The following is a 25,030-nucleotide window of genomic DNA, read 5'->3' on the forward strand; positions in this document are numbered from 1 at the left end:
AACACGATTCGGGGCGAGCGGCTCGAAAGCCGCCCGCCCCGAATCGGATTCGCCGGGCTACCGGATGCGGTCCTAGGACACGACCGGCAGGTACACCTGGTTGCCGGTGGAGGCGAACTCGGCGGACTTCTCCGCCATGCCCGCTTCGATGGCGGCGATATCGGTGAGGCCCTGCTTCTCGGCGTAGTCGCGCACGTCCTGCGAGATGCGCATGGAGCAGAACTTCGGACCGCACATGGAGCAGAAGTGCGCGGTCTTGGCGGGCTCGGCCGGGAGGGTCTCGTCGTGGTACTCGCGGGCGGTGTCGGGGTCCAGCGAGAGGTTGAACTGGTCGGTCCAGCGGAACTCGAAGCGCGCCTTGGACAGTGCGTTGTCGCGGTCCTGGGCGCGCGGGTGCTGCTTGGCCAGGTCAGCGGAGTGGGCGGCGATCTTGTAGGTGATCACGCCGACCTTCACGTCGTCCCGGTTGGGCAGGCCCAGGTGCTCCTTGGGCGTCACGTAGCAGAGCATGGCGGTGCCCGCCTGCGCGATGATGGCCGCGCCGATGGCGGAGGTGATGTGGTCGTAGGCCGGCGCGATATCGGTGGCCAGCGGGCCTAGCGTGTAGAAGGGAGCCTCCTCGCAGAGCTCCTCCTCCAGCTTCACGTTCTCGACGATCTTGTGCATGGGCACGTGGCCCGGGCCCTCGATCATCACCTGCACGCCATGGGATTTCGCGATCTTGGTCAGCTCGCCCAGGGTGCGCAGCTCGGCGAACTGGGCCTCGTCATTGGCGTCCGCGATGGAACCCGGGCGCAGACCGTCACCCAGCGAGAAGGTGATGTCGTACTCGGCCAGGATCTCGCACAGCTCGGCGAAGTTGGTGTACAGGAACGATTCCTGGTGATGCGCCAGGCACCACGCCGCCATGATGGAACCGCCGCGCGACACGATGCCGGTGACCCGCTTGGCGGTCAGCGGCACGTAGCGCAGCAGCACGCCGGCGTGCACCGTCATGTAGTCGACGCCCTGCTCGGCCTGCTCGATCACGGTGTCGCGGTAGATCTCCCAGGTGAGCTTGGTGGGATCGCCGTTCACCTTCTCCAGCGCCTGGTAGATCGGCACGGTGCCGACCGGGACGGGGGAGTTGCGCAGAATCCACTCACGGGTCTCGTGAATGTTCTTGCCGGTGGACAGATCCATGATGGTGTCGGCGCCCCAGCGGGTGGCCCACACCATCTTCTCCACCTCCTCGGCGATGGAGGAGCTCACGGCCGAATTGCCGATGTTCGCATTGATCTTGACCGCGAACTTCTTGCCGATGATCATCGGCTCGGACTCGGGGTGGCGATGGTTGGCCGGGATCACGGCGCGACCGGCGGCCACCTCGTCGCGCACCAGCTCGGGAGCGACGCCCTCGCGCGCCGCGATGTAGCGCATCTCGTTGGTGATGATGCCCTGGCGGGCCCAGGCCAGCTGGGTGGGCGGGCCGTCGACCTGCGGCTTGTCCCAGGTGTCGCGGAGCTTGGGCAGCCCCGCCTCGAGATCGATGGTGGCGGTGTCGTCGGTGTACGGACCGGAGGTGTCGTACACGTCGAAGTGCTCGCCATTGGTGAGATTGATGCGCCGCACCGGAACCCGCAGCGTCGTGCCGTCGGCCTCGACCTGTTCGTAGTGCTTGACGCTGCCCTCGATGGGACCGGTTGTCACGGTGTCGACGGGCGCGGAGTTGCTCGGGACATGACTCGATGACATGGTGAATCCTCCCTACGCCGGCATTACCCGGTCAGGTTCATACGGTCGACGGCCCACTAGCCGTCCTCTCAGCCCGCTGGTGCGAGCCCCCGTTGGCATACGTGCTTTTCCGCAGCGACCATACCGCGCTCCATGGCACACACGCTCCGAGACCGCGGAATATACGATTCGGTCTGCTCGGGGGATGGATTCGGCCGGGTGAGGTTCAGCGGGTAGGCGAGTCTCAGCGCTCCTGCGGGCCGATGGGCCAGCCCAGCGCGCCGAACGCGGCGTTCAGCTCGATCTCGGTCTGGGTGGCGAGGGCGTCGAGGCTGCCGAGCATGGTGGTCACATCCTCGGTGCGGCAGCCGGACGGGTCGGCCGCGCCGGGCGCGAGGCGGGACTTGATCCAGTTGAAGGCGTCGGCCATGCCGAGGGTGGTCAGGGTCAGGTGCTCGCTGAGGTGATCGCGCTCGTAATAGACCGAAGCACCCCCGTCGCACCACCGCTGGACCATGCGGTCGTTGGTGTACCACGGTACGGCCTCGTCATAGACGCCCTGATAGACCATGGTGGGCGCGGTCGGCGGATTACTGCCCAGCACAGTCGAATCGAAGACCTCCCTGATCTCCGGTAATGCCAGGTAGTCGGCGATCGGGATGGTCAGCATGCGCTGGTAGTCGGTGAACATCAGGTTCAGCACATTGCGCACCAGGCACTGGTTCGCGGTGCGGTCCATGACCGCGCGGCCCTCCGGCGTCAGGTACTTCTCGGTGGTCTCGGCGAACCTGGGGTACGCATTGCGCAGCGAGGCGATACCCACGCCGATGAGGCCGGCGAACATCGAACCGTTGACGTGCAACAGGGATTCGACATCCGAAACCGGCGCGCCCAGGGCGATGCCCTTGATGTTCAGCTCCGGCGCATAGCCCGCCTGCATCTCCGCCGCCCAGCCGCTGCCCATGCCGCCGCCGGAGTAACCCCACAGGGCCACCGGCGTATTCGCGCCGTCCAGGCCCAGCGGCTGGAAGCTCTCGGCGGCACGCACGCTGTCGAGAACCAGATATCCGGGTTCCTCAGCGACCGCGAGATGCCCGTTCAGGCCTTCGTAGTCGGGCACATTGATGGCGTACCCCTGGCTGATGGAGGCCGCGAGCTCCAGGTACTCGACGGTGGAGTGCACGCCCTCCAGTGCGGGTAGCCCGCCGCCCTGCTGCAGCACGTAGGACGGCGCGCACGCGGGCGATGTGCTGTCGTAGAAGAACTGATGCGAGACCAGCGGCCGACTGTGAGAAGTGTTGGCCCCCTCCGGAATCGCCACCGTGGTGGCCGCGACCGTCGGCTGCCCGGACAGGTCGGTGGTGCGGTACAGCAGTTGCCACGATCGCGCGTGCACCGGCAGCGCGGTGAGCACCGCCAGTTGCACCTCGCGGCTGCGCAGGATCGTGCCCGGATCGGTGGATTCGAACCCGTCGGGCGCTTGGTAGAACGGGTCGATGGTCACCGGGAGTGGTTGCGCGGCAACCGTTCCCGCGGTGGCGCCCCCCAGTAGTACGGCGGAGGCTGTCGTCAGTGCCGTCGTGAGCGCGGCCGCGAGCAGCCGCCTCCCACGCCCGCGATCCCCAGTTGTTGCCACGTCTCTGTTCCCTTCCGCATCGACGTGACAGCGATTACAGCACGGCATCCGATTACCAACAAGATGTCTTTCTGAAACGAGCTTGGCTATCGTCTAGGCATGTCCCGCAGCAAATCTGCCGCGCCGACCGACCGGACCCCCGTGCGGCGTCGCATCCGCGGCCTCGACGCCGACGAGCGCAGCGCCCAGCGCCGCCGTCAGCTGCTCGCCGCCGCCACCGAACTCTTTGCCCGGCAGAGCTATTCGGGCACCTCCATCGAACAGATCTGTCAGCACGCCTACGTCGGCACCAAGGGCTTCTACGACCACTTCGACAGCAAGGAAGCCTGCTACACCGCCCTGCTGGAACAGATCACCAAGGGCATCCAGCAACGGGTGGCCGAGGTGGCCGTGGAAACCGCCGACGCGGACTGGGCCACCCGCCGTGCCACCGTCCTGGCCGCCTTCGTCCACGCCATCGCCGACGACCCCCGCCTGGCCAAGGTCACCTTCGGCGAAGCCGGCGGCATCTCGCCCACCGTCGAAGCCATGCGCCGCTCCAACCGCCGCTGGTCCGCCGAATTCCTGAAACACCAATGGCTGCAGGCCGATCCGCGCGACGACCCGCACCTGTTGGCCCTCGCCCTCGCCACCATCGGCGGCATGTTCGAACTCGTCGCCGACTGGCTGCACCACCACGACGGCGGCGGCGCGCCGGATTCCGTGGACACCCTCGTCGCCGATCTGAACCACTTCGTGGCGGTGGTCGACACGGGCCGGGCCGCGGCTCGCTGAGTGGGGGCGCTCAGCCGCGCGGGCGGCCGGCCAGCATGACCTCGCGCAGGGTATCGCGGAGCCAGACATGGGCGGGATCGGCGTCGTTGCGGGGATGCCAGGCCAAAGCGTATGGCAGCGGCGGGGTTTCGATGGGGAGGTCGAACACGGTGAGACCGAGTTGCTCGGCCATGGGGGCGGCGCAGGCGGGGAGATTACCGAGCAGATCGCTGTTGCGGAGGAAGAACAGCGAGCCGGTGATGCCGGCGACCGAGGCGGTCACCTCCCGGCGCAGGCCCTGGCGGGCGAGGGCGTCGTCGATCGGACCGGAGCGCCGGCCGCGCCGGGAAGCGGCCAGATGGCGGGCGCGCACGTAGTCCTCGAGCCGGATCGTGGTGCCGTGCACCAGCGGATGCCCGCGCCGGGCCACGCCGACCATGCGGTCCTCGAACACCGGCGCGACCTGGATTTCGGGAGCCCGGTCGCCGACGATGCCCATCTCGAGATCGGCCACGCCGTCGCGCAGCATGGGCGCGTCGGTGTGGCCCTCATTGAGGAAGCGCAGCGTGATGCCGGGGGCCTCGGCGGCGGCGCGTTCGACCAGGGCCGGGCCGAATACGGCGGCCATGGCGTAGTGGGCCAGCACGGTGAGATCGCGGTTGACGGTGCGAAGGTCGGTGCTGTGAGCGGCCGAGAAGAGGCGCTGCACCCGCTCGACCAGCTCGCGCACCTCGGGCTCGATGGCCAGCGCGTGCGGGGTCGGAACCATGGCCCGGCCCGCGCGCACCAGGATCGGATCCCCGATGGTCCGCCGGATGCGCCCCAGTGCGCGGCTGACCGCGGGCTCGGAGAGCCGGAGGCGTTCGGCCGCCCCGGTCACGCTGTGCTCGGTGAGCAGGGCGTCCAAGGCGACGAGCAGATTCAGGTCCAGGCCGCGAAGGCCGGTTTGTTGCGTCTGGCGCATGTATTCCATGATAAAGATGCATTTGAGTAATCTGTTCGCCCGCCCTACCGTTGAATTCGTTGCGGTGAACGCGGGCGAAAACTCTGAATGTCTTCGCCGATGACCTTGCAACGCAACATATTTCCGGCCAGGGCCCGGCTCGGAAGGCGTACCGGCACCGCTTCGCAACGTCGTCGAGGTGGCGCCGCTTCCACTTATCCCGATTTCCAGGAGTTCTCGCATGTCCACCGTCGTGTCCGCCGTTCCGGTCGCCGACTCCCGAACCGCCGGACCGCCGCGCGCGGTCCTGCTCGCCCTGTGCGCCTGCGTCATGGTGGCGCAGAGCATGGTGGCCGCCATCAATCTCTCGATTCCCCTGCTCGCCGCGTCGCCGCTGCATCCGAGTTCGTCGCAGCTGCTGTGGGCGGTCGACGCCTATGTGATCGTCTTTGCCGCCCTGCTCATCCCGGCCGGCGCGCTCGGCGACCGGTACGGGCGCAAGGGCGCGCTGCTGGCCGGGCTCGGACTGTTCGCGGCGGGTGCGCTCACCAGCGCGCTGGCTCCGCACGCGGCCGTGCTGATCGCGGGCCGGGCGGTGTCGGGTGCGGGTGCGGCGCTCATCATGCCCGCCACCCTGTCCGTTGTGGTGCAGCTGTGCCCGGACGCCCGCACCCGCGCGAGTGCGCTGGCCGCGTGGACCCTGTCGCTGGGTCTGGGTGGCGCACTGGGCAATATCGGCGGTGGCTTGCTGCAGCAGTATCTGCCGTGGCAGGCCCTGTTCTGGGTGATGGTCCCCGCCGGTCTGGTCTTGCTGGCGGTGGCGGCGGTGGTGACGCCGGAAACCCCACGGTGCGAGGCGGATCAGGATCCACTCGGGGCGGCGCTGCTCATGGCCGGATCGACCGCGGTGCTGTACGGCATCATCGAGGGCCCGTCACACGGCTGGGCCGCGGCGGAAGTGCTGGCCGGATTCGGGCTCGGCGCGGCGCTGCTCGCGGTGCTGGTCCGGCATTCGCTGCGTTCGCCGCATCCGCTCATCGATCCGCGGGTGTTCCGGTCCCGGCGGTTGAGTGTGGCCGTCCTGGGCACGGGCACAACGTTTTTCGGATTGTTCGCGTTGTTCTTCGTGAACTCGCAGTACCTGCAGTACGTGAAGGGCTTCTCGGCGGGTGCGGCGGGGCTGGCCATCGTGCCGCTCACCCTCGGCATGATCCTGGTGCCCCGCTTCGCGGTTCGGCTGGAAGCCCGGCTGGGCCCGCTGATTCCGGCCGCGGGCGGGCTGGCCGTCATCGGCGCCGGCCTGCTGGCGGTCGCGACCGCGGACGCGGGCACCCCGTATCCGCTGTACGCGGTCTATCTGGTGGTGCTGTCCGTCGGCATGGGGTTCGCCGCGCCCGTACTGACGCACGGCGTCATGGCGAACCTGCCGGTCGATCGCGCCGGAATGGGCGCCGGATTGAACTCCGCCGCACGGGAATTCGGTGCCGCCATCGGTGTCGCGATGATCGGCACCGTGATGGCCTCACACGCCGGAGACGGCGCCCACCCGATCGCCTTCGCCGACAGCATGGGCGTCGGTCTCGGCGTCATCGGCATCCTGGTGCTGTTCGCCGCCAGTGTGGTCGCCCTCGGCTACCGCCGCGGCTGACTCCTCCTCCAGCCCGATTCGCTTGTGCAGCGCCGCAAGCGGTTTCGGCGCCCACCAGTTGCCGGTCGACATCAGGCGCATGAGGGCCGGGGCCAGCAGGCCGCGAATGATGGTGGCGTCGGAGACCACGGCCAGCGCCAGGCCGATGCCGAACAACTTCATGGGTGCGACCTCGGAGGTGGCCACGGCCAGCAGCACCACCGCCATCAAACCCGCGGCGGCGGTGAAGATCCGGCCGGTGCGGGCCACCCCGAGGGCCACCGAGCGGGTATTGGCCGCCCGGCCGCGATCCGAGGCCAGCCACTCCTCGCGAATCCGGGACAGCAGGAAGACCTCGTAGTCCATCGACATGCCGAAGGCCAGGCAGAACATGAGGATCGGCATGAACAGGTCGATACTGCCGGTCGGGGTGAACCCCAGCAGACCGGACAGGTGGCCCTGCGCGAACACCCAGATCATGGCGCCGAAGGTGGCGGTCAGCGACAGCATGTTCAACAGCAGTGCCTTCACCGGGAGCACCACGCTGCCGGTGAACAGGAACAGCAGGATCAGGGTGATGACGGCGATGAGCGTGGCCGCCAAGGGGATCCGGCTGATGACCGAGTGCATGGTGTCCTCGTTCAGGGCCGCCGCGCCGCCGTACCGCACCTCGCCGGGAGCCGGGACCGCCCGCAGTGCCGCGAGCTGCTGTTTGCCCGCGGCGGAGTAGGGCGCGACCTTCGTGCCGACAGAAAGGTAGGCCCCGTTCGGGCCGGCCATCTGCGGAATACCGGCGGCCACCCGCTTGCCGGTCGGCGGAACGCCGTCGGCGGACGGCGACGCCAGGTAGACGCCCTCGCTGGACAGCACCGCCGCGACGCCGGGCACCTCCGACAGGCTCTTGGCAAACGCGCCGATTTCCGCTGCGCCGCCGTGGAATCCGGGCAGCACGATCACCGTGCTGGATGCCATGTCGGCATTGAAGTCCTGCCGCAGCGCGTCACCCACCTGACGGCTGGACGCGAAGGTGCCGATCACGCGATCGTCCGGGGTGCCGAAATGTGCCTTCAGGAACGGGGATCCGAGCGCCAGCAGCACCGCCGCCGCGATCACCGCGACCGGCAGCGCCCGCCGCATGACCGCGGTCACCAGCCGGTACCAGAAGGTGGTCTCGACCGGCTTGGGCGCGGGCTCGCCGCGACCCAGCAGGCGGCGCGCCGGTTTCCGCAGATCCCAGGCGTTCACCCGATCGCCGAGCAGCACCAGCGCGGCGGGCAGCAACAGCACCGACGCGCCCACGGCTGCGGCGACGACCGCGACACCGGCGTAGGCGAAGGACTTGAAGAACGGCTGCGGGAACACCGCCAGTGCCGCCAGGGCCAGGGCGACGGTCAAGCCGGAGAACACCACGGTGCGGCCCGCGGTCTGCACCGAACGCAGAATGGCCGCCCGGGTATCGCGGCCATTGGCCAGCTCCTCGCGATATCGGCTGACAATGAACAGGCTGTAGTCGATGGCCAGGGCCAGCCCCAGCGCGCTGGTCATGTTCAGCGCGAAGATGGAGACATCCATGACCGTGGTCAGCCCGCGCAGAATGCCCAGCGTCGCGGCGATCGCGAACAGTCCCACGCCGACCGGCAGCAGCGCCGCGACCACGCTGCCGAACACCAGCACCAGCAGCAGCGCCGATACCGGCACCGCGATGGCCTCCGCCAGCAGCAGGTCCTTCTCGACCTGGTGATTGATATCGGCGAAGGAACCGGCCATGCCGCCGACCCGGACCTGCACGCCGTCGCTGTCCCCATTGAGCTGGTTCGACAGCTCGGCGGCCCGGTTCTGCACCTCGGTGTCGGTTCCGGTGACCGTGGCCATGATGAGCCCGCGCTGCCCGTCCTTGCTCTTCAGCGCGGCGGCCAGGTCGGGCCGGGCGGCGAGGCTGGTCCAATACGACTGCACGCCGGTCACCGTCGGGTCCTGGCTCAGCTCGTCGGTGACGCGCTGCGCCTCGCCGCGCACCTGCGGGCTGTTGACGCCCCCGTAACCGCTGACCATGACGATGAGGTTGGGATTGCCACCGGGGAAGTTCTTGGTGATGAAGTCATTGGCGCGCACGGACTCCAGCGAATCGGTCAGATAGCCGCCGCCGACCATGTGGGATTTCACGGTGGCTCCGAAGCCGCCGCACACGAGCATCAACAGGAGCGCGGCCACCAGGACCGCGCGCGGGCGTGCCATGGCGAACCGGGCAGTACTGGTCAACATTGACGCCACCCTCCGAAGTCTTCAGACGTCCGGAACGGTAACGTTCCTGACCTACCGGTCGGTAGGGTCAGTGATGATGTTCATGGTGATGCGTTTCGGCTATCACTCGGCCTTCGCGATGCGCCCGCGCACCTCACCCAACTCCAGGTGACCACCCCCGATGGCGGGTGCGGTGGCCGTGATGACCACCTCGTCGCCGTCCTGCAGGAAGGTCCGCTGAACCCCGTTCAACTCGATCGGTTCGGTACCGCCCCAGCTCATTTCCATCAGCGACCCGCGCTCGCCACGATCGGCCCCCGAGATGGTGCCGGAGGCGAACAGGTCGCCGGTGCGGGTCGACGCGCCGTTGACCGTCAGATGCGCGAGCATCTGCGGCCCCGACCAATACATACGCCGGAACGGGGGAGTGGAGATCACCTGGCCGTTCCACTCGACGGTCAGCGTGATGTCCAGTCCCCAGGACGTGTCGTCCCGCAGATATGGCAACGGCGCCGGATGCTGCGGCGGCAGCGGAATCCGCGCGGCGGCCAGCGCGTCGAGTGGAGTCACGAACGCCGACAGGCTGGTCGCGAAGGACTTGCCGAGGAACGGGCCCAGCGGTTGCCCCTCCCAGGCCTGGATATCCCGGGCCGACCAGTCGTTCACCAGCGCCACCCCGAAGACGTGCTCGGCGAACTCGCCGGTCCCGATGGGCGTACCGAGCCGCGAGCCCGCGCCCACCACGAACCCCAGTTCGGCCTCGATATCGAGGCGGCGGCTCGGCCCGAAATCCGGTGTGCCGGAATCGGTCCGGCGCTGTCCGTGCGGCCGGACGACATGCGTGCCCGACACCACCACGGTGCCCGCGCGCCCGTGATATCCCACCGGCAGGTGCCGCCAATTCGGCAGCAGTGGTTCACCGGCCGGCCGCAGCATCCGGCCCATGGCGGTGGCGTGATCGAGGCTGGCGTAGAAGTCGACGTAGTCGCCGATCTCCACCGGCAGGTCCAGCCGCACCGCCCGCACCGAATGCACCGCCGCCGCGGGCAGATCCGCGTCGGCCGCCGCGCGCACCCGCTCGCGCACCTCCCGCCAGCACTGCGGGCCCTGGGTCATGAAGGCGTTCAGGCTGGGCTGCGCGAACATCGGATCATCCAGCGCCACCGCCAGATCGATGATCGAATCGCCCAGCCGCGCCCCGACCCGCGGGTCCCCGCCCAGCGGGCGGAACACGCAGTACGGCAGGTGTTCCGGACCGAATCCGGAGCCCGCGGGCACCTCGATCCGCACCCGGCTGCTCATTTCCCCACCACCCGATCCCATGTCACCAACCCCTGCACCGTCGCACCACTCGGACTCAGATCCACTCGGACGGCCCTCGCCCCGACCAGGTCCAGGCATACCGCGCGTCCTCGCACGCCAGTGCGCCCTCACCCAGCTGCAGCGGGTGGAAGGTGTCCACCATGACCGCCAGCTCGTCGAAGAAATCGATGCCGATGCTGCGCTCGTAGGCCCCCGGCTGCGGCCCGTGCGCATACCCGCCCGGATGCACCGACACCGAGCCCTGCCCGATCCCGGATCCCTTGCGCGCCTCGTAGTTTCCGCCGCAGTAGAAGAGGATCTCGTCGGAGTCCACATTCGAGTGGTAGTAGGGGACCGGTATCGACAGCGGGTGGTAATCCACCTTGCGCGGCACGAAATTGCAGATCACGAAGTTCTGCCCCTCGAAGGCCTGATGCACCGGCGGCGGCTGATGCACGCGGCCGGTGATCGGTTCGAAGTCGGCGATATCGAAGGTGAACGGGTACAGGCAGCCGTCCCAGCCCACCACATCGAAGGGGTGGGTGGCGTACACCATGCTGGTGCCGACGATCTCACCGGCGGGACGGTGCTTGACCAGCACCTCCACGTCCTCGCCGTCGACCTGCATCAACTCTGTGGGCCCGTGCAGATCCCGCTCGCAGTAGGGCGAGTTCTCCAGGAACTGGCCGTATTTCGAGAGGTACCGCTTGGGCGGAGTGATGTGGCCGGTGCCCTCGATGACATAGGCGCGCAAGGGTTCGGGGCCGTCGGGAATCCAGCGGTGCGTGGTGGCGCGCGGCAGCAGTACCTGATGCCCCTGCCGCACCGGCAGGGCCCCGAAGACGGTTTCCACCCGCCCCGAACCGGATTCGATGTAGACGAGTTCGTCGCCGACGGCATTGCGGTACAGCGCCGATTCCCGCAGCGCCGCCACGTAGGAGATGCGCACATCGGCATTGCCCAGCAGCAGCCGCCGCCCGGTCACCACATCGCTGTCGGCCGGCTTGTCGCCCAGGAACAGTTCGTGCAGCTTCAGATGCCGGTGCCGCAGTGGATGATTCGGGTACAGCCGCTGCTCGGGCAGTATCCACACCGACGAATCCACAATGGCCGGAGGCAATCCCCGGTGATAGAGCAGCGAGGAATCACCGGAGAAGCCCTCTTCGCCCATCAGCTCTTCGTAATAGAGCGTGCCCCGCTCGTCCCGATGCTGCGTGTGCCGCTTGGGCGGCACCGAACCAACCTGCCGATAGAACGTCATGGCGGCCTCCCGCTGACCGATGGTCCCTTTCCCATCGTAGCCACCGGATAACGGCAGGACCCCGGATTCTCAAGCGTGGCGCAGGGCCCGATACACCGCCGCGCCGACGAACTCGCCCAGTGTGTCGGGGGTCCACTCGCCCGGATCGGTGAGCAGGGTGCGCACCGCGCCCTCACCGGCCGAGACCCACAGCTCCACCAGGGCCGGCAGCTTGCGTTCGGCCTGCGCGGTGCCCCAGGCCTTCAGGGTCGGGCGCAACCGGCGGGTGCAGCGCTCCACGGCCAGCAGCCGGCCCTTGCCGAACGAATCCGCCACGGCCGGATCGGGATTGCCGTACAGCAGGCGCCAGGTGTCGGGCCGCTGGGACACCGTGTGCAGCAGGGCGCGGAAGCCCTCCACGAAGACCGCCTCGTCGGCTTCGACCCGGCGGCGCGGCAGCGTGTCCATGACGCCCTGCACCAGATAGTCCTCCTCGCGTCGGATGAGCGCCTCGAGGAGCTCCACGCGATCGGCGAAGCAGGCGTAGACGACGGGTCGGGTGACCTTCATGCGGTCGGCCACGGCGGCGATGGTCACCGCCGCGATGCCGTCGGCGACGGCGATCTCGAGGGCGGTGTCGAGGACCTGCGGGCGACGCCGTTCGGGACCCAGATGCCGCGCGCGCTGGCGTGGTCGTATCGCCGAATCGATGCCCATGCGCACCGACGATAGCAGCGCGCGCGGGGTGGGGACCCGCTGGTCCGAGCCGGTAACAAGATCGTTTCCTACAGCAGTGCACAAAAATGCTACATTCACGAAGGAAACCACCCGGAGGAGCCGAGGACGCCCCCGGCCGGAGGAGACGAATCCCGATGAGCCAGACCCTGTTCAATCCGAAGACCTGCGAATTCGCCGAATTCGACGACGAGACCGGGCGGCTGCTGCGCGCTACCGTCGACTACTTCGAAACCTTCGGCAAGACCAGGCTGCTGGCCGAGAGCCGGGACCGGGTCTGGTACGCGGATTTCCTGGACTTCATCAAGCGCGAACGGATCTTCGCGACCTTCCTGACCCCGGCGGCACAGGCCGGCGGCGACCCGAACAAGCGCTGGGACACCGCCCGCATCGCCATGATGAGCAAGATCCTCGGCTTCTACGGCATGCAGTACTGGTACGTGTGGCAGGTCACCATCCTCGGCCTCGGCCCGATCTGGCAGAGCGCCAATGCCGAGGCCAAGGCCCGTGCCGCCGCGCTGCTGGAATCCGGCGAGATCTTCGCCTTCGGCCTCTCCGAGAAGGAGCACGGCGCCGACATCTACTCCACCGACATGGTGCTGGAACCGAAACCGGGCGGCGGCTACACCGCCACCGGAAGCAAGCACTACATCGGCAACGGCAATCTCGCTGGCATGGTGTCGGTCTTCGGCCGCCGCGCCGACAAGCCCTTCATCGACTCGTCGGACTTCCTGCGGAAGATGGCCGACGAGGAGTACTCGGGCTATCTGTTCTTCGCCGCCGACGCCCGGCACAAGAACTACAAGCTGCGCAAGAACGTGGTCGACTCCCAGATGTACGTCGCCGCTTTCGATCTCGACCGGTACCCGGTCGCCGAATCCGACATTCTGCACACCGGGCGCGCGGCCTTCGACGCCGCCATGAACACCGTCAATGTCGGCAAGTTCAATCTCGGCTTCGGTGCGGTCGGCGCGTGTGAGCACGCCATGTTCGAGGCGGTCGGCCACGCGTACAACCGAATCCTGTTCGGGCACCGGGTGACCGAGTTCCCGCAGGTGAAGTCGCTGTTGGCGGACAGCTACGCCCGCCTGATCGGCATGAAGCTCTACAGCGAGCGGGCCATCGACTACCTGCGCTCGGCCAATGAGAACGACCGGCGCTACCTGCTTTTCAACGCCATCGAGAAGATGTCGGTCACCCGGCACGGGCAGCGGCTGTACGAGGACCTCGCCGACGTCGTCGCGGCGCGCGGCTTCGAGAACGACATGTACTTCCCGATGGCCATGGTCGGCATGTTCGGGCTGCCGAGGCTCGAGGGCACCGTCCACGTGAACATGGCCCTGTCGCTGAAGTTCATGCCCAACTTCATGTTCCACCCCGCCGACGCCGGACTCGCCGCGCTGCGCTACTTGCCGGGCGCGGGCGTCGCGCCCCAGGGCGCGGTGCGCGCGGTGTCCGCCGTGCTGAGCTGGACCAGCCGTCGTGCCGGCGGCCCGGCCGCCAAGGCGGTGCCCGCGCTGAAGAGCGAATTCGCCCGGGCCGCACACCCTCCCGTGCCCACCCGCCGCGACGCCGCCGACGACGAATTCCTGTTCCGCCAGGGCCCGAGCAGCGGCCTCGGGAAGATCCGCTTCACCGACTGGCGACCGGTCTTCGAGAAGTTCGCCCACATCCCGAATGTCGCGGTCTTCCTGGAACAGGCCCTCGCCTTCCAAACCCTGCTCGCCGCCGCCACCCCGACCGCCGCGCAGCAGCAGGACGTCGACTTCCTCTTCGCCCTCGGCGAGCTGTTCACCACGCTCCCGTACGCCCAGCTCATCCTCGAACAGGCCGAGATCGCCGGCGCCGACGAGTCGGTGCTCGACCAGCTCTTCGACCTGTTCGTCCGCGAGTTCTCCAGGCACGCCCTGACCCTGCACACCAAGCCGACCGCTACCAAGGCCCAGCAGATCCGCGCCCTGGATCTGGTCCGCCGCCCGATCGCCGACCAGTCCCGCTTCGACCGCGTATCGGCTCAGGTCGAAGCCCTGGCCGGGGTCTACGAAATGAATCCCTGACGTTGTTCCCCGCGGCCCGGCCGGCCCGGGCCGCACCTGCCACATTCGCCGGCCATCCGCTCGGGGAGCACATGCGAGCCCGGGTTCCCGTGAATCGCGCGACCGTCACTCCGCAGCAGGCCAAGGAGCTGTACGGCCGCGGGGCCCCGGTCCTGTGCATAACGGCAGGGTTAACTTTTTGGGATTTTTCCCGGTCGAACGGGGCTTTCCGGGTAAAGAGGCGTACCTACGCTTGCGTAACAGGACAGGCGTACGGCAACCTCGCCTTGATCTTCGAGACGCTCGACCAGATCTTTCGATATCGCTCGACCAGTTCAGACTCAGCCGAGGAGGCCCTTCCGTGTCCCACTACAAGGCGAACCTACGAGACATCGAGTTCAACTTGTTCGAAGTACTGGGTATCGGGGAACTGCTGGACCAGGGCGCCTACGGCGATCTGGACGCCGACACCGCGCGGGAGATGCTCGCCGAGGCGAAGCGCCTGGCGGAGGGGCCGATCGCGGAATCGTTCGTCGAGGCCGATCGCAACCCGGTCGAGTTCATTCCGGACCAGCACACCATCACCGTGCCGGAATTGCTGAAGAAGACCGTGGCCGCGGTCAACGAGGCCGGATACTCCGGTCTGGGCATGGCCGAGGAGATGGGTGGCGTGCCCGCCCCCAACGCCCTCATCTGGGGCATCCAGGAAATGCTGGTCGCCGCGAACAACTCGGCCTCGTTCTTCAACATGGGTCCGCTCATGCACAAGGTGCTCTTCGACGAGGGCACCGAGCAGCAGCAGAAGTGGGCCACCCACGCGTGGGAGAACCGCTGGGGCGGCACCATGGTGCTCACCGAGCCGGACGCCGGCTCCGATGTCGGCATGGGCCGCACCAAGGCGATCCAGCAGGCCGACGGCACCTGGCACATCGAGGGCGTGAAGCGCTTCATCTCCGGTGGCGACGTGGGCGACACCGCCGACAACATCTTCCACCTGGTGCTGGCCCGCCCCGAGGGCGCCGGCACGGGCACCAAGGGCCTGTCGCTGTTCGTGGTGCCGCGCTTCCTGTTCGACACCGAGACCATGGAACTCGGCGCCAAGAACGGCGCGCTGGTCACCGGCGTCGAGCACAAGATGGGCATCAAGTCCTCGCCCACCTGCGAGATCACCTTCGGCGGCGACATTCCGGCAGTCGGCTACCTGGTCGGTGACAAGCACAACGGCATCGCGCAGATGTTCAAGGTCATCGAGAACGCGCGAATGATGGTGGGTACCAAGGCCACCGGCGCGCTGTCCACCGGGTACCTGAACGCCCTGGAGTACGCCAAGCAGCGCGTGCAGGGCGCGGATCTGACCCAGATGGCCGACAAGAGCGCGCCGCGCGTCACCATCACCCACCACCCGGACGTGCGTCGTTCGCTGGCCACCCAGAAGGCGTACGCCGAGGGTCTGCGCGGGCTGTACATGTACTGCGCCTCGTACCAGAACGCCGATGTGGCGCAGGCCAATTACGGGGTGGACGCCGAGCTGGCGGAGAAGGTCAACGACCTGCTGCTGCCGATCGTCAAGGGCTGCGGCTCGGACCGGGCGTACGAGAGCCTGACCGAATCGCTGCAGACCCTGGGTGGTTCCGGCTACCTGCAGGACTACCCGATCGAGCAGTACATCCGCGACTGCAAGATCGACTCGCTGTACGAGGGCACCACCGCCATCCAGGCGCAGGACTTCTTCTTCCGCAAGATCATTCGCGACAAGGGCGTGGCGCTCGCGCACGTCGCGGGCCTGATTCAGCGGTTCGTCGACGGCGGCCCGGACCAGTTCAAGATCGAGCGCGGGCTGCTCGGCGCGGCGCTGGCCGACGTGCAGGCCATGGCGGCCACCCTCACCGGCTACCTGATGGCCGCGCAGCAGCAGATCGACGAGATCTACAAGGTCGGTCTGGGTTCGGTCCGATTCCTGTACGCCGTGGGCGATCTCGTCATCTCCTGGCGACTGCTGGAGCAGGCCGCCATCGCCCAGGCGGCGCTGGACGCCGGTGCGGCCGACAAGGACAAGAACTTCTACACCGGCAAGGTCGGCGTGGCGTCCTGGTTCGCGAAGAACAAGCTGCCGCTCATCAGCGGCGTGCGCTCGGTGATCGAGAACCTCGACAACGACATCATGAAGCTGGACGAGGCCGCTTTCTGACCCACCCGCATCCCCCGGCCCCGCACCTGTTCGGTGCGGGGCCGGTTTGCTTCACGCCACCCGGCTCGCGGGTCCCCGTTCGGCGGGATCGCGACGTCGGTGCCGTCCGCCCGCGGCGGTAGCAGCCACGGGAATGGGGAGCACGATGGTCGGTGCGTCCAGCACGGCGTGCAGGTGGGCGCTGAAGGCGTCGAGGCTGCCGTAGCGCGTGAGGATCTCGTCGAGTACCTGATGCGCACTCGAGCCTGTCGGATTGTTCATCTCGCCCCTCCGAGGTCCGCCACCGGCCGGGGCCGGGTTTTGACCGGCATTCTGCACGAGATATTCGAACGCGTAGCTACTTTGAGGATAACTGTGACCTTCCGTGCCTAGAGCACTCTCGATTCGTGCCATCGGCGTGTATCTGGGCCGCTCCAGCGCCAGATTGCCCTACTGTCCGGTACGGGTGACCGGAGTGGGGAACGGTGGCGGGGCTCGGGAGTGGTTATCTCGCCGCACCCCCGGTTCGGATCACTCTGCCGGGGCCGTCGCCGGACGGTCCCGGAACGCGGTGCCCACGTTTCCTCAAACCCGGGTGGTGCACCGTGCGTGGAAAGTCGCTCGACGGCCGGGTGGATCAGCCCGCAGACTCCCCGATCCACCCGGCCCCGAACGAGTTCCTGTGTGTCTTGTCGGCGAGGCGCGACTCGCCGATGTGACACGCACATTCGATGTGTGACGGCGCCGTGAAGTGTCGTCCCCAGCGGGTACAACTACGGCATGGTCTTCCCGGTTACGTTCGGCTGGATCCAGATACTGCTGCTGGTACTCGGCATCGCGGCGATCGGATTGCTCGTCACGGCTGTTCTGAAGGCGCGCAAGGTCGGATGGCGGGCGCTGGCCGGCCGGGGCGCGGGTGCGGCCGGGCTGGTGCTCGTCGCGGTCGTGATCCTGTGGATCACCACGCTGCTGCAGACCTTCCTCGGGCTCACCGGGGAGGTGAAGGCGGCGCACATCGAGGCCAAACCCGTTGCGGGGCAAGAGCACATGATGAACGTGGAGCTGACCCTCTACGGCGACAAGGGCCACGGCGACCAGCACCAGACCTATCAGGTCGAGGGCGACCTGTGGGTACTGCAGGCCAATATCGTGGAACTCGAACCGTGGGTGAACGCGCTCGGCTTCAACTCCGGGTACAAGGTGACCCGGCTCTACGGCCAGCGGCTGGACGGCATCGCCACCAGGCAGAATCAGATCTTCCTCAATGGCAGCGACGCCGACTTCTTCCAGGACATGAAGAATCAGTCCTGGTACACAAGGCCTTTCGTGCGCTCGGCCTACGGCAACGCGGTCATCGCGGCCGCGGGCAGCTACGACGTCTTCATCTCCCGCGACGCCATCAAGAGCCGGTCCGTCTAGTCGGCGAGTTCGGCCACCACGGGCGCATGATCGCTGGCGCCCTTGCCCTTTCGCTCCTCGCGGTCCACGTTCGCCTCGGTGACCCGGGCCGACAGGGCGGGGGAGCCGAGGATGAAATCGATGCGCATGCCCTCCTTCCGGGGGAAGCGCAGCTGCGTGTAGTCCCAGTAGGTGTAGACGCCCGGGCCCGGGTGGAAGGGCCGCATCACGTCACTGAAGCCCACCTCGCCGAAGGCGTCGAAGGCGTCGCGTTCCCGGTCGGACACATGCGTCTTGCCCTCGAAGAATTCCGGCGACCACACATCCAGATCGGTCGGCGCGATATTCCAGTCACCCACCAGCGCGATCTGCGCGTCCGGATCCTCCGACAGCCACTTGCTGCCCGCACTGCGCAGGGCGGCAAGCCATTCCAGTTTGTAGGTGTAGTGCGGATCGTCCAGGGCGCGGCCATTGGGCACGTACAGGCTCCACACCCGCACCCCGCCGCAGGTCGCGCCGATCGCGCGGGACTCCACCACCGGCGCGCTGAGCAGCGATTGCCCGGCGTCCTTGTCGAATCCGGGCTGATTCGGGAAGCCGATCTCGACATCCTCGATCCCGACCCGGGAAGCGATGGCCACGCCGTTCCACTGGCTGTAGCCGACGTGCGCGACCTCGTACCCGGCCGCCTCGAAGGCCTCGAACGGGAACTGCTCGTCCTTGCACTTGGTTTCCTGCATGGCCAGCACGTCGATATCGGCGCGGTCCAGCCACGCCAGCACCCGATCCTGCCGGGTACGAATCGAATTCACGTTCCAGGTAGCGATGCGCACGAGTGGTGAACCTTTCAGAACTAGTGTCTTGCGAAAGCGAGTGGCACGCAATCAGGGCGCGGCGTACCGGTAGCGGTGGTGTTCGACGAACCCCATCTCCTGGTACAGCGCCAGGGCCGCGTCATTCTCGTCCGACACCTGCACATACGCGTGCGTGGCCCCGTGTGACTGCCCCCAGCGGATCATCTCCGCGCACACCAGCGCGCCCAGCCCGTGCCGCCGATGCCCGTTCGCCACCGCGACACAGGTCAGCCCCGCCCAGCAGCGGCCGTCCGGGGCCGTGGTGACCGCGACCCGGCCGATGGCCAGCGGCGACTGCAACCCCAGCGTGGCGAAGGCGACCTGACCGTCGCGCACCGCAGTCAGCACCTCCACCACCGGTGTCGACCCGAGTTCGGCGTCCCCGCCGCGATGCCGGTGCATGGACAGCCAGGCCCCGTCCGGATCCGCGGTGAAGCGCACCATCGGCGGTCCGGACGGCAGCGCCATGGTCTCGATATCGACCGCCAGCACCTGGGTTTCGTTCCAGCTGCGCCAGTCCGCGGGCAGGGTGGCCAGCCGGTCGGGCAGCTGGAACTGTGCGGGCAGGCCGTGCGCGGTGTACCACTCGGCGATCCGATGCAGGGTCTCGGTGTCCATCAGGGCGGGTCCGTCCGTACCGCCCAGCGGCACCGCGGAATTCGCGCGATTGGTGTACCCGTCGCCGGCGCGCAGCAGCCAGCCGCCGATCCAGGACCGCCGCAGGCCCGGCCAGCCGTCGGCCGCGGCCGCCTCCAGGGCGCGGATCTCGCTGGTCCGAATGGGCCTGGGCCCGAGCGGTTTCCAGGCCACCACGCGATCCCAGGCGATCGACACCACCTGGCCGTCGGCGGTGCGCACGGTCAGCGGATCGGTCTCGGTGAGTTCACCGATCACATCCGTCAGCGGTTGCGGATAGCCCGCGGGCAGGCGGTAGCGAACCACCACCCGCTTACCGATCGGCGGGAGTTCGGAATCGGTCATACCCGATCAGTCGTCGAGATCGTCGTCGTCGTGTCCGAAGGGATCCGGCACGGTGCCCGGCACCCAGCTCAAACCCGGCTTGCCCCAGCCGTTTCGCTTGATGGACTTCTTGGCGGCCCGGGCATTGCGCCCGATCAGCACGTCGACATAGAGGAAGCCGTCCAGGTGCCCGGTCTCGTGCTGCAGCATGCGGGCGAAGAACCCGCGGCCCTCGATCTCGACCTGTTCGCCGTGCTCGTCGGTGCCGGTGACCTTCGCCCAGTCGGCGCGGCCGGTGGGGAACTGCTCGCCGGGTACCGACAGGCAGCCCTCCTCGTCATCATCGGGATCCGGCATGGACTCCGGGATCTCCGAGGTCTGCAGCACGGGATTCACGACGCAGCCGCGGCGGCGGACCATCTTCGCGCCGTCGGTGTCGTCCGGGCAGTCGTAGACGAAGATGCGCGGCGAGACCTCGTCCTCGTCCTTGATGATGACCTGATTGGCGGCCAGGCCCACGCCATTGGCGGCGTCCATCGTCTCGTACATGTCCGCGATCAGCTCGGCCAGCTCCTCCGGGGTCTGCGTGACCGGAGTGGTCGCACGGTGCAGAACCGGGTCGCCGACAATGCGAATCGGGAGAATAGCCATGCTGAGCAGCCTACTGGGTGGTTGCCGGGCTGCTCGAGGTGCCTGTTGCCGCCGTCCTGGGGCAGACTGACCTCGCACACTGGACGGACCCGGTCCACGGCGACACGCCGAGGGGGCGACACAGAACACGCCGATCGGTACGCATCGGGACGACTCCGCCGCGTGGTTGAATGATCGGCGACGCACAAGCACCATATTCGTCTGGTGACCACTCGGCGAGGGAGCACTATGGACAGCGCAGCGGCACGCGACATCCCCGCAAGCGAGGACGGCTCTTCCGGCGAGGATGGCGCACATGGGCTTTCCCGCCGCGAGCTCGACATTCTCGACTTCGAACGCAAGTGGTGGAAGTACGCCGGCGCGAAGGAAGAAGCCATCCGTGAGCTCTTCGACCTCTCACCCACCCGCTACTACCAGGTCCTGAACGCGGTCGTCGACAAGCCGGAGGCGCTGGCCGCCGACCCCATGCTGGTCAAACGTCTGCGCCGGCTGCGCGCCAGCCGTCAGAAGACCAGGGCCGCACGTCGTCTCGGTTTCCAGGTGTGAACCACACCCGGAATGTGAAGCAGCTTCCACAACCGCGTGCGTACGCGCTTGATCCCGCGCGGGCGCCCCATCACCCATTAGGCTCGACGCCGTGAGCAATCCGAATTCGCCGGCCGGCGGCCCGCCGCTGCGGGCCCTGGCGATGGTCCTGATCGCGCTGGCCATCGTGTTCGCCGGGCTGGGCGCGATGTCGCTGTCGAGTTCGGACTCCTCGAGCAGTAGCGCCGACTCGACCTCGCAGTCGAGCACCGTCGCGGCCACCACCACTGCGGCACAGCAGAATTCGGCCCAGGCCACCACCACCCCACCGGTCGCGCCCACCACCACCGCGGCGCTGCCCACGACCACTACCGCGACCACCACCGCGGCCGCGGGCGTCGACAAGACCCTTCCCGTACGGGTTTACAACAACGGCACCGTGCCCGGCCTGGCCAAGAAGACCGGCGACCAGCTCACCTCCGACGGGTACAACGTCACCGAGGTGGGCAACTACGCGAACGGCGTCGTACCGAAAACCACCGTGTACTACGGCAATTCGCCCAAGGAGCAGGCGCTGGCCCAGGCCATCGCCGCGCAACTGGGCTGCTCGGCCGAACCCCGATTCCCCGGAATCTCGGACTCGCCCACCGGCGTCATCGTCATCGTCACCGGTAACTGAATCGCTGTCGACAAGGCACTGAATCGCAGTTGGTAAGGCACTGTCGGGTCGCTCGAAAGAAACCGTGCGGCCCCTCCACGGCACACACGCACGTCTCTGGCATCATCTTGTCCGGTACGAAGTATGTCCACCCTGCTTTCCCGATAAACTCGGACTCGTAAAGGAGTTCCCCGATGGCCTCGTCCACAACTCGTCGCCCGTCCTGGTGGACTGTTGCTCCGGTGCTCGCGGTCGCAGCCCTCGGACTCACCGCCTGCTCCAACAGTCAGGAGTCGAGCGACGTCAAGGGAACGACCCCGCCGGTGTTCACCAGCTCGCAGGCCCCCGCCGGCACGCAGGGGACCGAGGGCGGCAATGCTCCGGAGGACTCGTCCAGCGTCACGTTGAAGGACCCCAGCGGCGGCACCGTCGGGACCGCCACCATCGCGAAGGTGGGCAACCACCTCCAGATCACCGTCGAGGCGCACGGGCTGAAGCCCGGCTTCCACGGCCTGCACGTCCACCAGGTCGGCAAGTGCGAGCCGAACTCCACCGCACCGGCGGGCGGCGCCCCCGGCGATTTCCTCTCCGCCGGTGGCCACCTGCAGGTCGGCGAACAGAACACCCACCCGGCCAGCGGTGATCTGACCTCGCTCGAGGTGCTCAAGGACGGCACCGCCAAGCTGGTCACCACCACCGACGCCTTCACCCTGGACGAGGTCAAGGGCAAGGCGCTGATCATCCACGCCGGCGCCGACAACTTCGGCAACATTCCCACCCGGTACGCGCCCGCACCGGATGCGGACACCCTCGCGACCGGCGACGCGGGTGCACGGGTCGCCTGCGGCGTCGTCGCCTGAACCCTCTCGAGGTGAGCCATGGCCGGGGCAGGCAGAACGAAGGTCCCCTTCAACTCATCGCCCCGGCACACGCTCGGCGTGGAATGGGAGGTCGCGCTCGTCGACAAGCGCACGCGCGACCTGTCCAACACCGCCGCAGCGGTTTTCGAAGCCTGCGGTGATCTGCGCGCCTGGGACGGCACCCCGCAGATCACCAAGGAACTGCTGAAGAACACCGTCGAACTCGTCTCCGGCAAGCACGACACCGTGAGCGAGGTGGTCGACGAACTGCGCGCCACCCAGGACATCGTGCGCCGCGCCGCCGACCAGGTCGGCGTCGACCTGTTCTGCGCCGGCACCCATCCCTTCGCGCAGTGGTCCACCCAACAGCTCACGCGCAGTGCGCATTACGACGAACTCATCGAGCGCACCCAGTGGTGGGGCCGCCAGATGCTCATCTGGGGCGTGCACGTGCACGTCGGAATCTCCCACCCGGACAAGGTCTTCCCCATTCTCAACGGGCTGCTGCCGTCCTATCCGCATCTGCTGGCGCTGTCGGCCTCCTCGCCCATGTGGGCGGGCGTCGACACCGGATACGCCAGCAACCGGGCGCTCATGTTCCAGCAGCTGCCCACCGCCGGACTGCCCTTCCAGTTCGAGAACTGGGGCCAGTTCGAGGGTTTCGTGCACGACCAGATGAAAACCGGTGTGATCGAACAACTCGGCGGCATGCACTGGGACATCCGGCCCGCGCCCAAGTGGGGCACCATCGAGGTCCGCGTCTGCGACGGCACCCCCACCAAGGCCGAACTGGCGGCCATCGTGGCGCTGATCCACTGCCTGGTGGTGGATCTCGACCGCCGGGTGGAATCCGGCGAGACCATGCCGGCCATCCTGCCGCCCTGGCATGTGCAGGAAAACAAGTGGCGCGCAGCGCGATACGGGCTCGACGCCATCGTCATCACCGACGCCGACAGCAATGAGCGACTGGTCACCGACGACCTGATGGAACTGCTCAACCGGCTGGAGCCGACCGCCAAAAGCCTCGGCTGCGAGAACGAGCTCGCCATGGTCGCCGACATCCCGAAGAAGGGCGCGTCCTATCAGCGGCAGCGCCGGGTGGCCGCGACCGCGCACGGCGATCTGGTCGCCGTCGTCGATTCGCTGGTCCACGAACTCGAGTACTGAGGTCCACGAACTCGCGCATCGCGGAACCGTCTTGCACGGTTGTGATTTCGATTACGACCGGATACGTACGGTGTACGCGTGGCCAGGAGTGATACCGCGCTGACCGGGGCCTGTTCATCTGGTGAGATGGGCGGCGTTCAACTACTCACCGAGTTGGCGTTCATGCGGCGTTTACTATGGCTGGATGCTGCTCGACGATCCGTACTCCCGAATCGGCGGCGAGACACGCCGAACCGGGTTACGGATGTTGTCGCCGCGCGCCGGTCTGACGGCGGCGCTGTCGGTGGGGGCGGCGCTGCTCATCGTCCTGCAGATCGTGGCCTCGCACCACCACTTCACCGGCCCGCTGGAAAGCATCTGGGCCGACTTCGCGGGCAATGCCAAATCCTTCACCGTGCCGTGGGCCGGGCTCGGGCTCGCGCTCATCGGGCTGAGCTGGCGGCGGCGCTTCCTGGCGGTCGGCGCGGCGCTCGGCATCGACCTTGGGTACCAAGCGATTCGGACGCTGTCCGGTGGACCACTGGCCATGGGCAACGGCCCGGTCCTCGTGCTGCTCGCCCTCATCGGGCTCGCATGCTGGAAGTGGCAGGGCAAGGATCGCACCAATGCGCTGCACGCCGCCGCGCTCGGCATCCTGCTGGTGCTGTCCAGCAAGGTCGCCGATGTCTGGCTGGGCATCACCGTGCTGGCCGGGCCCCGGGTGCTCGACGAACACATCGTGCTGGTGGACCACGCCCTGGGCGACCCCTCCTGGCTGATGGGGCAGCTGCTGGACTGGCTGGGGCCCATCGCCTCCGCCGTGCTGCACTGGGTCTACATCGAACTGCCCGTCGGCGCGATGATCGTGACCATCTGGCAGCTGCGCACCGTGGCCACGACGGGGGACTGGCCCAAGCACTACCTGGTGCGCACCTTCCTGGTACTCGGCCTCATCGGCCCGGTCTTCTATGTCGTGTTCCCCGTCGTCGGGCCGATGTTCGCGTTCGGCGCGGACGGGCACGTCTTCTCCCTGGGTAGCTACTGGCCCAATGTCGTGCCGCCGGTGGACCTCTCGCCGGGTTCGATCGCCTTCGACCACTACACCCCGCGCAACTGCATGCCGTCATTGCACACCGCGTGGGCGCTGTCGATCTTCATCCACTCGCGCCGCGATCCCTTCACGGGTGCGTCCGCGCCGGTCTGGCTGCGCTGGGGCGGGACCTTCTGGCTCGTCGCCACCCTGTCGGCCACCCTGGGCTTCGGCTACCACTACGGCGCGGATCTGGTGGCCGGCGCGGTGCTGTGCCTGACCATCGAATCCACCCTGCGCGCACCCGAACGCGGCTGGGATCGCACCCGCGTGCAGCTGGTGTCGGCCGGCGCCGCGCTCTTCGCCGGGCTGCTGCTGTCCTACCGGTACCTGTCGACCGGGTTCGCCGAACATCCGGTGCCCGCGGGCATCGTCGTGCTCGGCCTCTCGGCGGGTTATGTGACGGCCTTCTACCGCACCTGGTTCGGCGACGCCGTGACCACGGCCCCCGAGCTCGAATCCGCGGTGCGCGCCTGACCGTTCGCCGGTCACCTC

General features: G+C 67.8%; 20 protein-coding genes, 1 pseudogene and 1 riboswitch. Of the genes and pseudogenes, 10 read left to right on the plus strand and 11 right to left on the minus strand.

Going from position 1 to position 25,030, the window contains the following annotated elements; genetic code table 11:
- Window positions 1-72 precede the first annotated feature (72 nt).
- Together thiC and ABZV44_RS30250 are read right to left on the minus strand one after the other, a co-directional pair.
- Window positions 73-1,734, minus strand: a complete 1,662-nt coding sequence (thiC, locus tag ABZV44_RS30245) for a phosphomethylpyrimidine synthase ThiC (RefSeq protein ID WP_354843527.1) — start codon at window positions 1,732-1,734, stop codon at window positions 73-75.
- Window positions 1,727-1,837, minus strand: a riboswitch (TPP riboswitch). (Overlaps the previous gene by 8 nt.)
- A 120-nt stretch (window positions 1,838-1,957) precedes the next feature.
- A complete protein-coding gene (locus ABZV44_RS30250) occupies window positions 1,958-3,349 on the minus strand; it encodes a lipase family protein (protein WP_354843530.1) in 1,392 nt (463 codons plus the stop codon).
- Window positions 3,350-3,448: 99 nt separating this feature from the next.
- Here ABZV44_RS30250 and ABZV44_RS30255 point away from each other — a divergent pair, with 99 nt between their 5' ends.
- Complete coding sequence (locus tag ABZV44_RS30255) at window positions 3,449-4,123, plus strand: TetR/AcrR family transcriptional regulator (RefSeq protein ID WP_354843533.1); 675 nt, start codon at window positions 3,449-3,451, stop codon at window positions 4,121-4,123.
- Window positions 4,124-4,133: 10 nt separating this feature from the next.
- On the opposite strand, the gene ABZV44_RS30260 is transcribed toward ABZV44_RS30255, so the two are convergent.
- On the minus strand, window positions 4,134-5,066 hold the full coding sequence (locus tag ABZV44_RS30260; RefSeq protein ID WP_354843536.1) for a LysR family transcriptional regulator: 933 nt from the start codon (window positions 5,064-5,066) through the stop codon (window positions 4,134-4,136).
- 220 nt (window positions 5,067-5,286) lie between these two features.
- Here ABZV44_RS30260 and ABZV44_RS30265 point away from each other — a divergent pair.
- A pseudogene (locus ABZV44_RS30265) lies at window positions 5,287-6,528 on the plus strand (MFS transporter); the annotation flags it as partial.
- A 39-nt stretch (window positions 6,529-6,567) separates the two neighbouring features.
- Here the strand turns inward: ABZV44_RS30265 and ABZV44_RS30270 are convergent.
- The 4 genes from ABZV44_RS30270 to ABZV44_RS30285 form a co-directional block, all read right to left on the minus strand.
- A complete protein-coding gene (locus ABZV44_RS30270) occupies window positions 6,568-8,934 on the minus strand; it encodes an MMPL family transporter (RefSeq protein WP_354843539.1) in 2,367 nt (788 codons plus the stop codon).
- A gap of 102 nt (window positions 8,935-9,036) precedes the next feature.
- Entirely contained in the window at window positions 9,037-10,215 is a 1,179-nt protein-coding gene (fahA, locus tag ABZV44_RS30275) for a fumarylacetoacetase (RefSeq protein WP_354843541.1), read from the minus strand.
- Window positions 10,216-10,270: 55 nt separating this feature from the next.
- Window positions 10,271-11,476 (minus strand): homogentisate 1,2-dioxygenase, encoded by a 1,206-nt coding sequence (locus tag ABZV44_RS30280; protein WP_354843544.1) that lies wholly within the window; start codon window positions 11,474-11,476, stop codon window positions 10,271-10,273.
- A gap of 69 nt (window positions 11,477-11,545) precedes the next feature.
- A complete protein-coding gene (locus tag ABZV44_RS30285; RefSeq protein ID WP_354843547.1) occupies window positions 11,546-12,172 on the minus strand; it encodes a TetR family transcriptional regulator in 627 nt (208 codons plus the stop codon).
- A gap of 155 nt (window positions 12,173-12,327) precedes the next feature.
- Between ABZV44_RS30285 and ABZV44_RS30290 the strand changes: the two genes are divergently transcribed.
- Together ABZV44_RS30290 and ABZV44_RS30295 are read left to right on the plus strand one after the other, a co-directional pair.
- Complete coding sequence (locus tag ABZV44_RS30290) at window positions 12,328-14,247, plus strand: acyl-CoA dehydrogenase family protein (RefSeq protein WP_354843549.1); 1,920 nt, start codon at window positions 12,328-12,330, stop codon at window positions 14,245-14,247.
- A 340-nt stretch (window positions 14,248-14,587) separates the two neighbouring features.
- The gene (locus ABZV44_RS30295; protein ID WP_354843552.1) at window positions 14,588-16,414 is read left to right on the plus strand and encodes an acyl-CoA dehydrogenase; all 1,827 of its coding nucleotides are present in this window, start codon (window positions 14,588-14,590) and stop codon (window positions 16,412-16,414) included.
- Window positions 16,415-16,465: 51 nt separating this feature from the next.
- Here ABZV44_RS30295 and ABZV44_RS30300 read toward each other — a convergent pair whose 3' ends face one another.
- A complete protein-coding gene (locus ABZV44_RS30300) occupies window positions 16,466-16,675 on the minus strand; it encodes a hypothetical protein (RefSeq protein ID WP_354843554.1) in 210 nt (69 codons plus the stop codon).
- A 498-nt stretch (window positions 16,676-17,173) separates the two neighbouring features.
- Here ABZV44_RS30300 and ABZV44_RS30305 point away from each other — a divergent pair, with 498 nt between their 5' ends.
- Entirely contained in the window at window positions 17,174-17,812 is a 639-nt protein-coding gene (locus ABZV44_RS30305) for a hypothetical protein (protein WP_354843557.1), read from the plus strand.
- On the opposite strand, the gene ABZV44_RS30310 is transcribed toward ABZV44_RS30305, so the two are convergent.
- Genes ABZV44_RS30310 through ABZV44_RS30320 form a run of 3 tightly spaced genes read right to left on the minus strand, consistent with a single transcriptional unit; the run spans window position 17,809 to window position 20,256 of the window.
- Window positions 17,809-18,624, minus strand: a complete 816-nt coding sequence (locus ABZV44_RS30310) for an exodeoxyribonuclease III (RefSeq protein ID WP_354843560.1) — start codon at window positions 18,622-18,624, stop codon at window positions 17,809-17,811. The two genes, ABZV44_RS30305 and ABZV44_RS30310, sit on opposite strands and share 4 nt — an antisense overlap.
- A gap of 51 nt (window positions 18,625-18,675) precedes the next feature.
- Complete coding sequence (locus ABZV44_RS30315) at window positions 18,676-19,626, minus strand: GNAT family N-acetyltransferase (RefSeq protein ID WP_354843563.1); 951 nt, start codon at window positions 19,624-19,626, stop codon at window positions 18,676-18,678.
- Between the two features lie 6 nt (window positions 19,627-19,632).
- A complete protein-coding gene (locus ABZV44_RS30320) occupies window positions 19,633-20,256 on the minus strand; it encodes a peptide deformylase (protein ID WP_354843566.1) in 624 nt (207 codons plus the stop codon).
- Window positions 20,257-20,484: 228 nt separating this feature from the next.
- Here ABZV44_RS30320 and ABZV44_RS30325 point away from each other — a divergent pair, with 228 nt between their 5' ends.
- From ABZV44_RS30325 to ABZV44_RS30345, 5 genes are all read left to right on the plus strand, one after another.
- Window positions 20,485-20,802 (plus strand): DUF3263 domain-containing protein, encoded by a 318-nt coding sequence (locus ABZV44_RS30325; protein ID WP_354843569.1) that lies wholly within the window; start codon window positions 20,485-20,487, stop codon window positions 20,800-20,802.
- Between the two features lie 91 nt (window positions 20,803-20,893).
- Window positions 20,894-21,460 (plus strand): LytR C-terminal domain-containing protein, encoded by a 567-nt coding sequence (locus ABZV44_RS30330; RefSeq protein ID WP_354843572.1) that lies wholly within the window; start codon window positions 20,894-20,896, stop codon window positions 21,458-21,460.
- A gap of 173 nt (window positions 21,461-21,633) precedes the next feature.
- Window positions 21,634-22,299, plus strand: coding sequence for a superoxide dismutase family protein (locus ABZV44_RS30335; RefSeq protein ID WP_354843574.1), 666 nt, complete (start codon window positions 21,634-21,636; stop codon window positions 22,297-22,299).
- A gap of 18 nt (window positions 22,300-22,317) precedes the next feature.
- Entirely contained in the window at window positions 22,318-23,466 is a 1,149-nt protein-coding gene (locus ABZV44_RS30340; protein ID WP_354843577.1) for a glutamate--cysteine ligase, read from the plus strand.
- A 244-nt stretch (window positions 23,467-23,710) separates the two neighbouring features.
- Complete coding sequence (locus tag ABZV44_RS30345) at window positions 23,711-25,012, plus strand: DUF5933 domain-containing protein (protein WP_354843655.1); 1,302 nt, start codon at window positions 23,711-23,713, stop codon at window positions 25,010-25,012.
- Window positions 25,013-25,030: the final 18 nt, after the last annotated feature.

Source organism: Nocardia sp. NPDC004860, assembly GCF_040609015.1.
In the GTDB taxonomy this organism is placed as follows: Bacteria; Actinomycetota; Actinomycetes; order Mycobacteriales; family Mycobacteriaceae; genus Nocardia.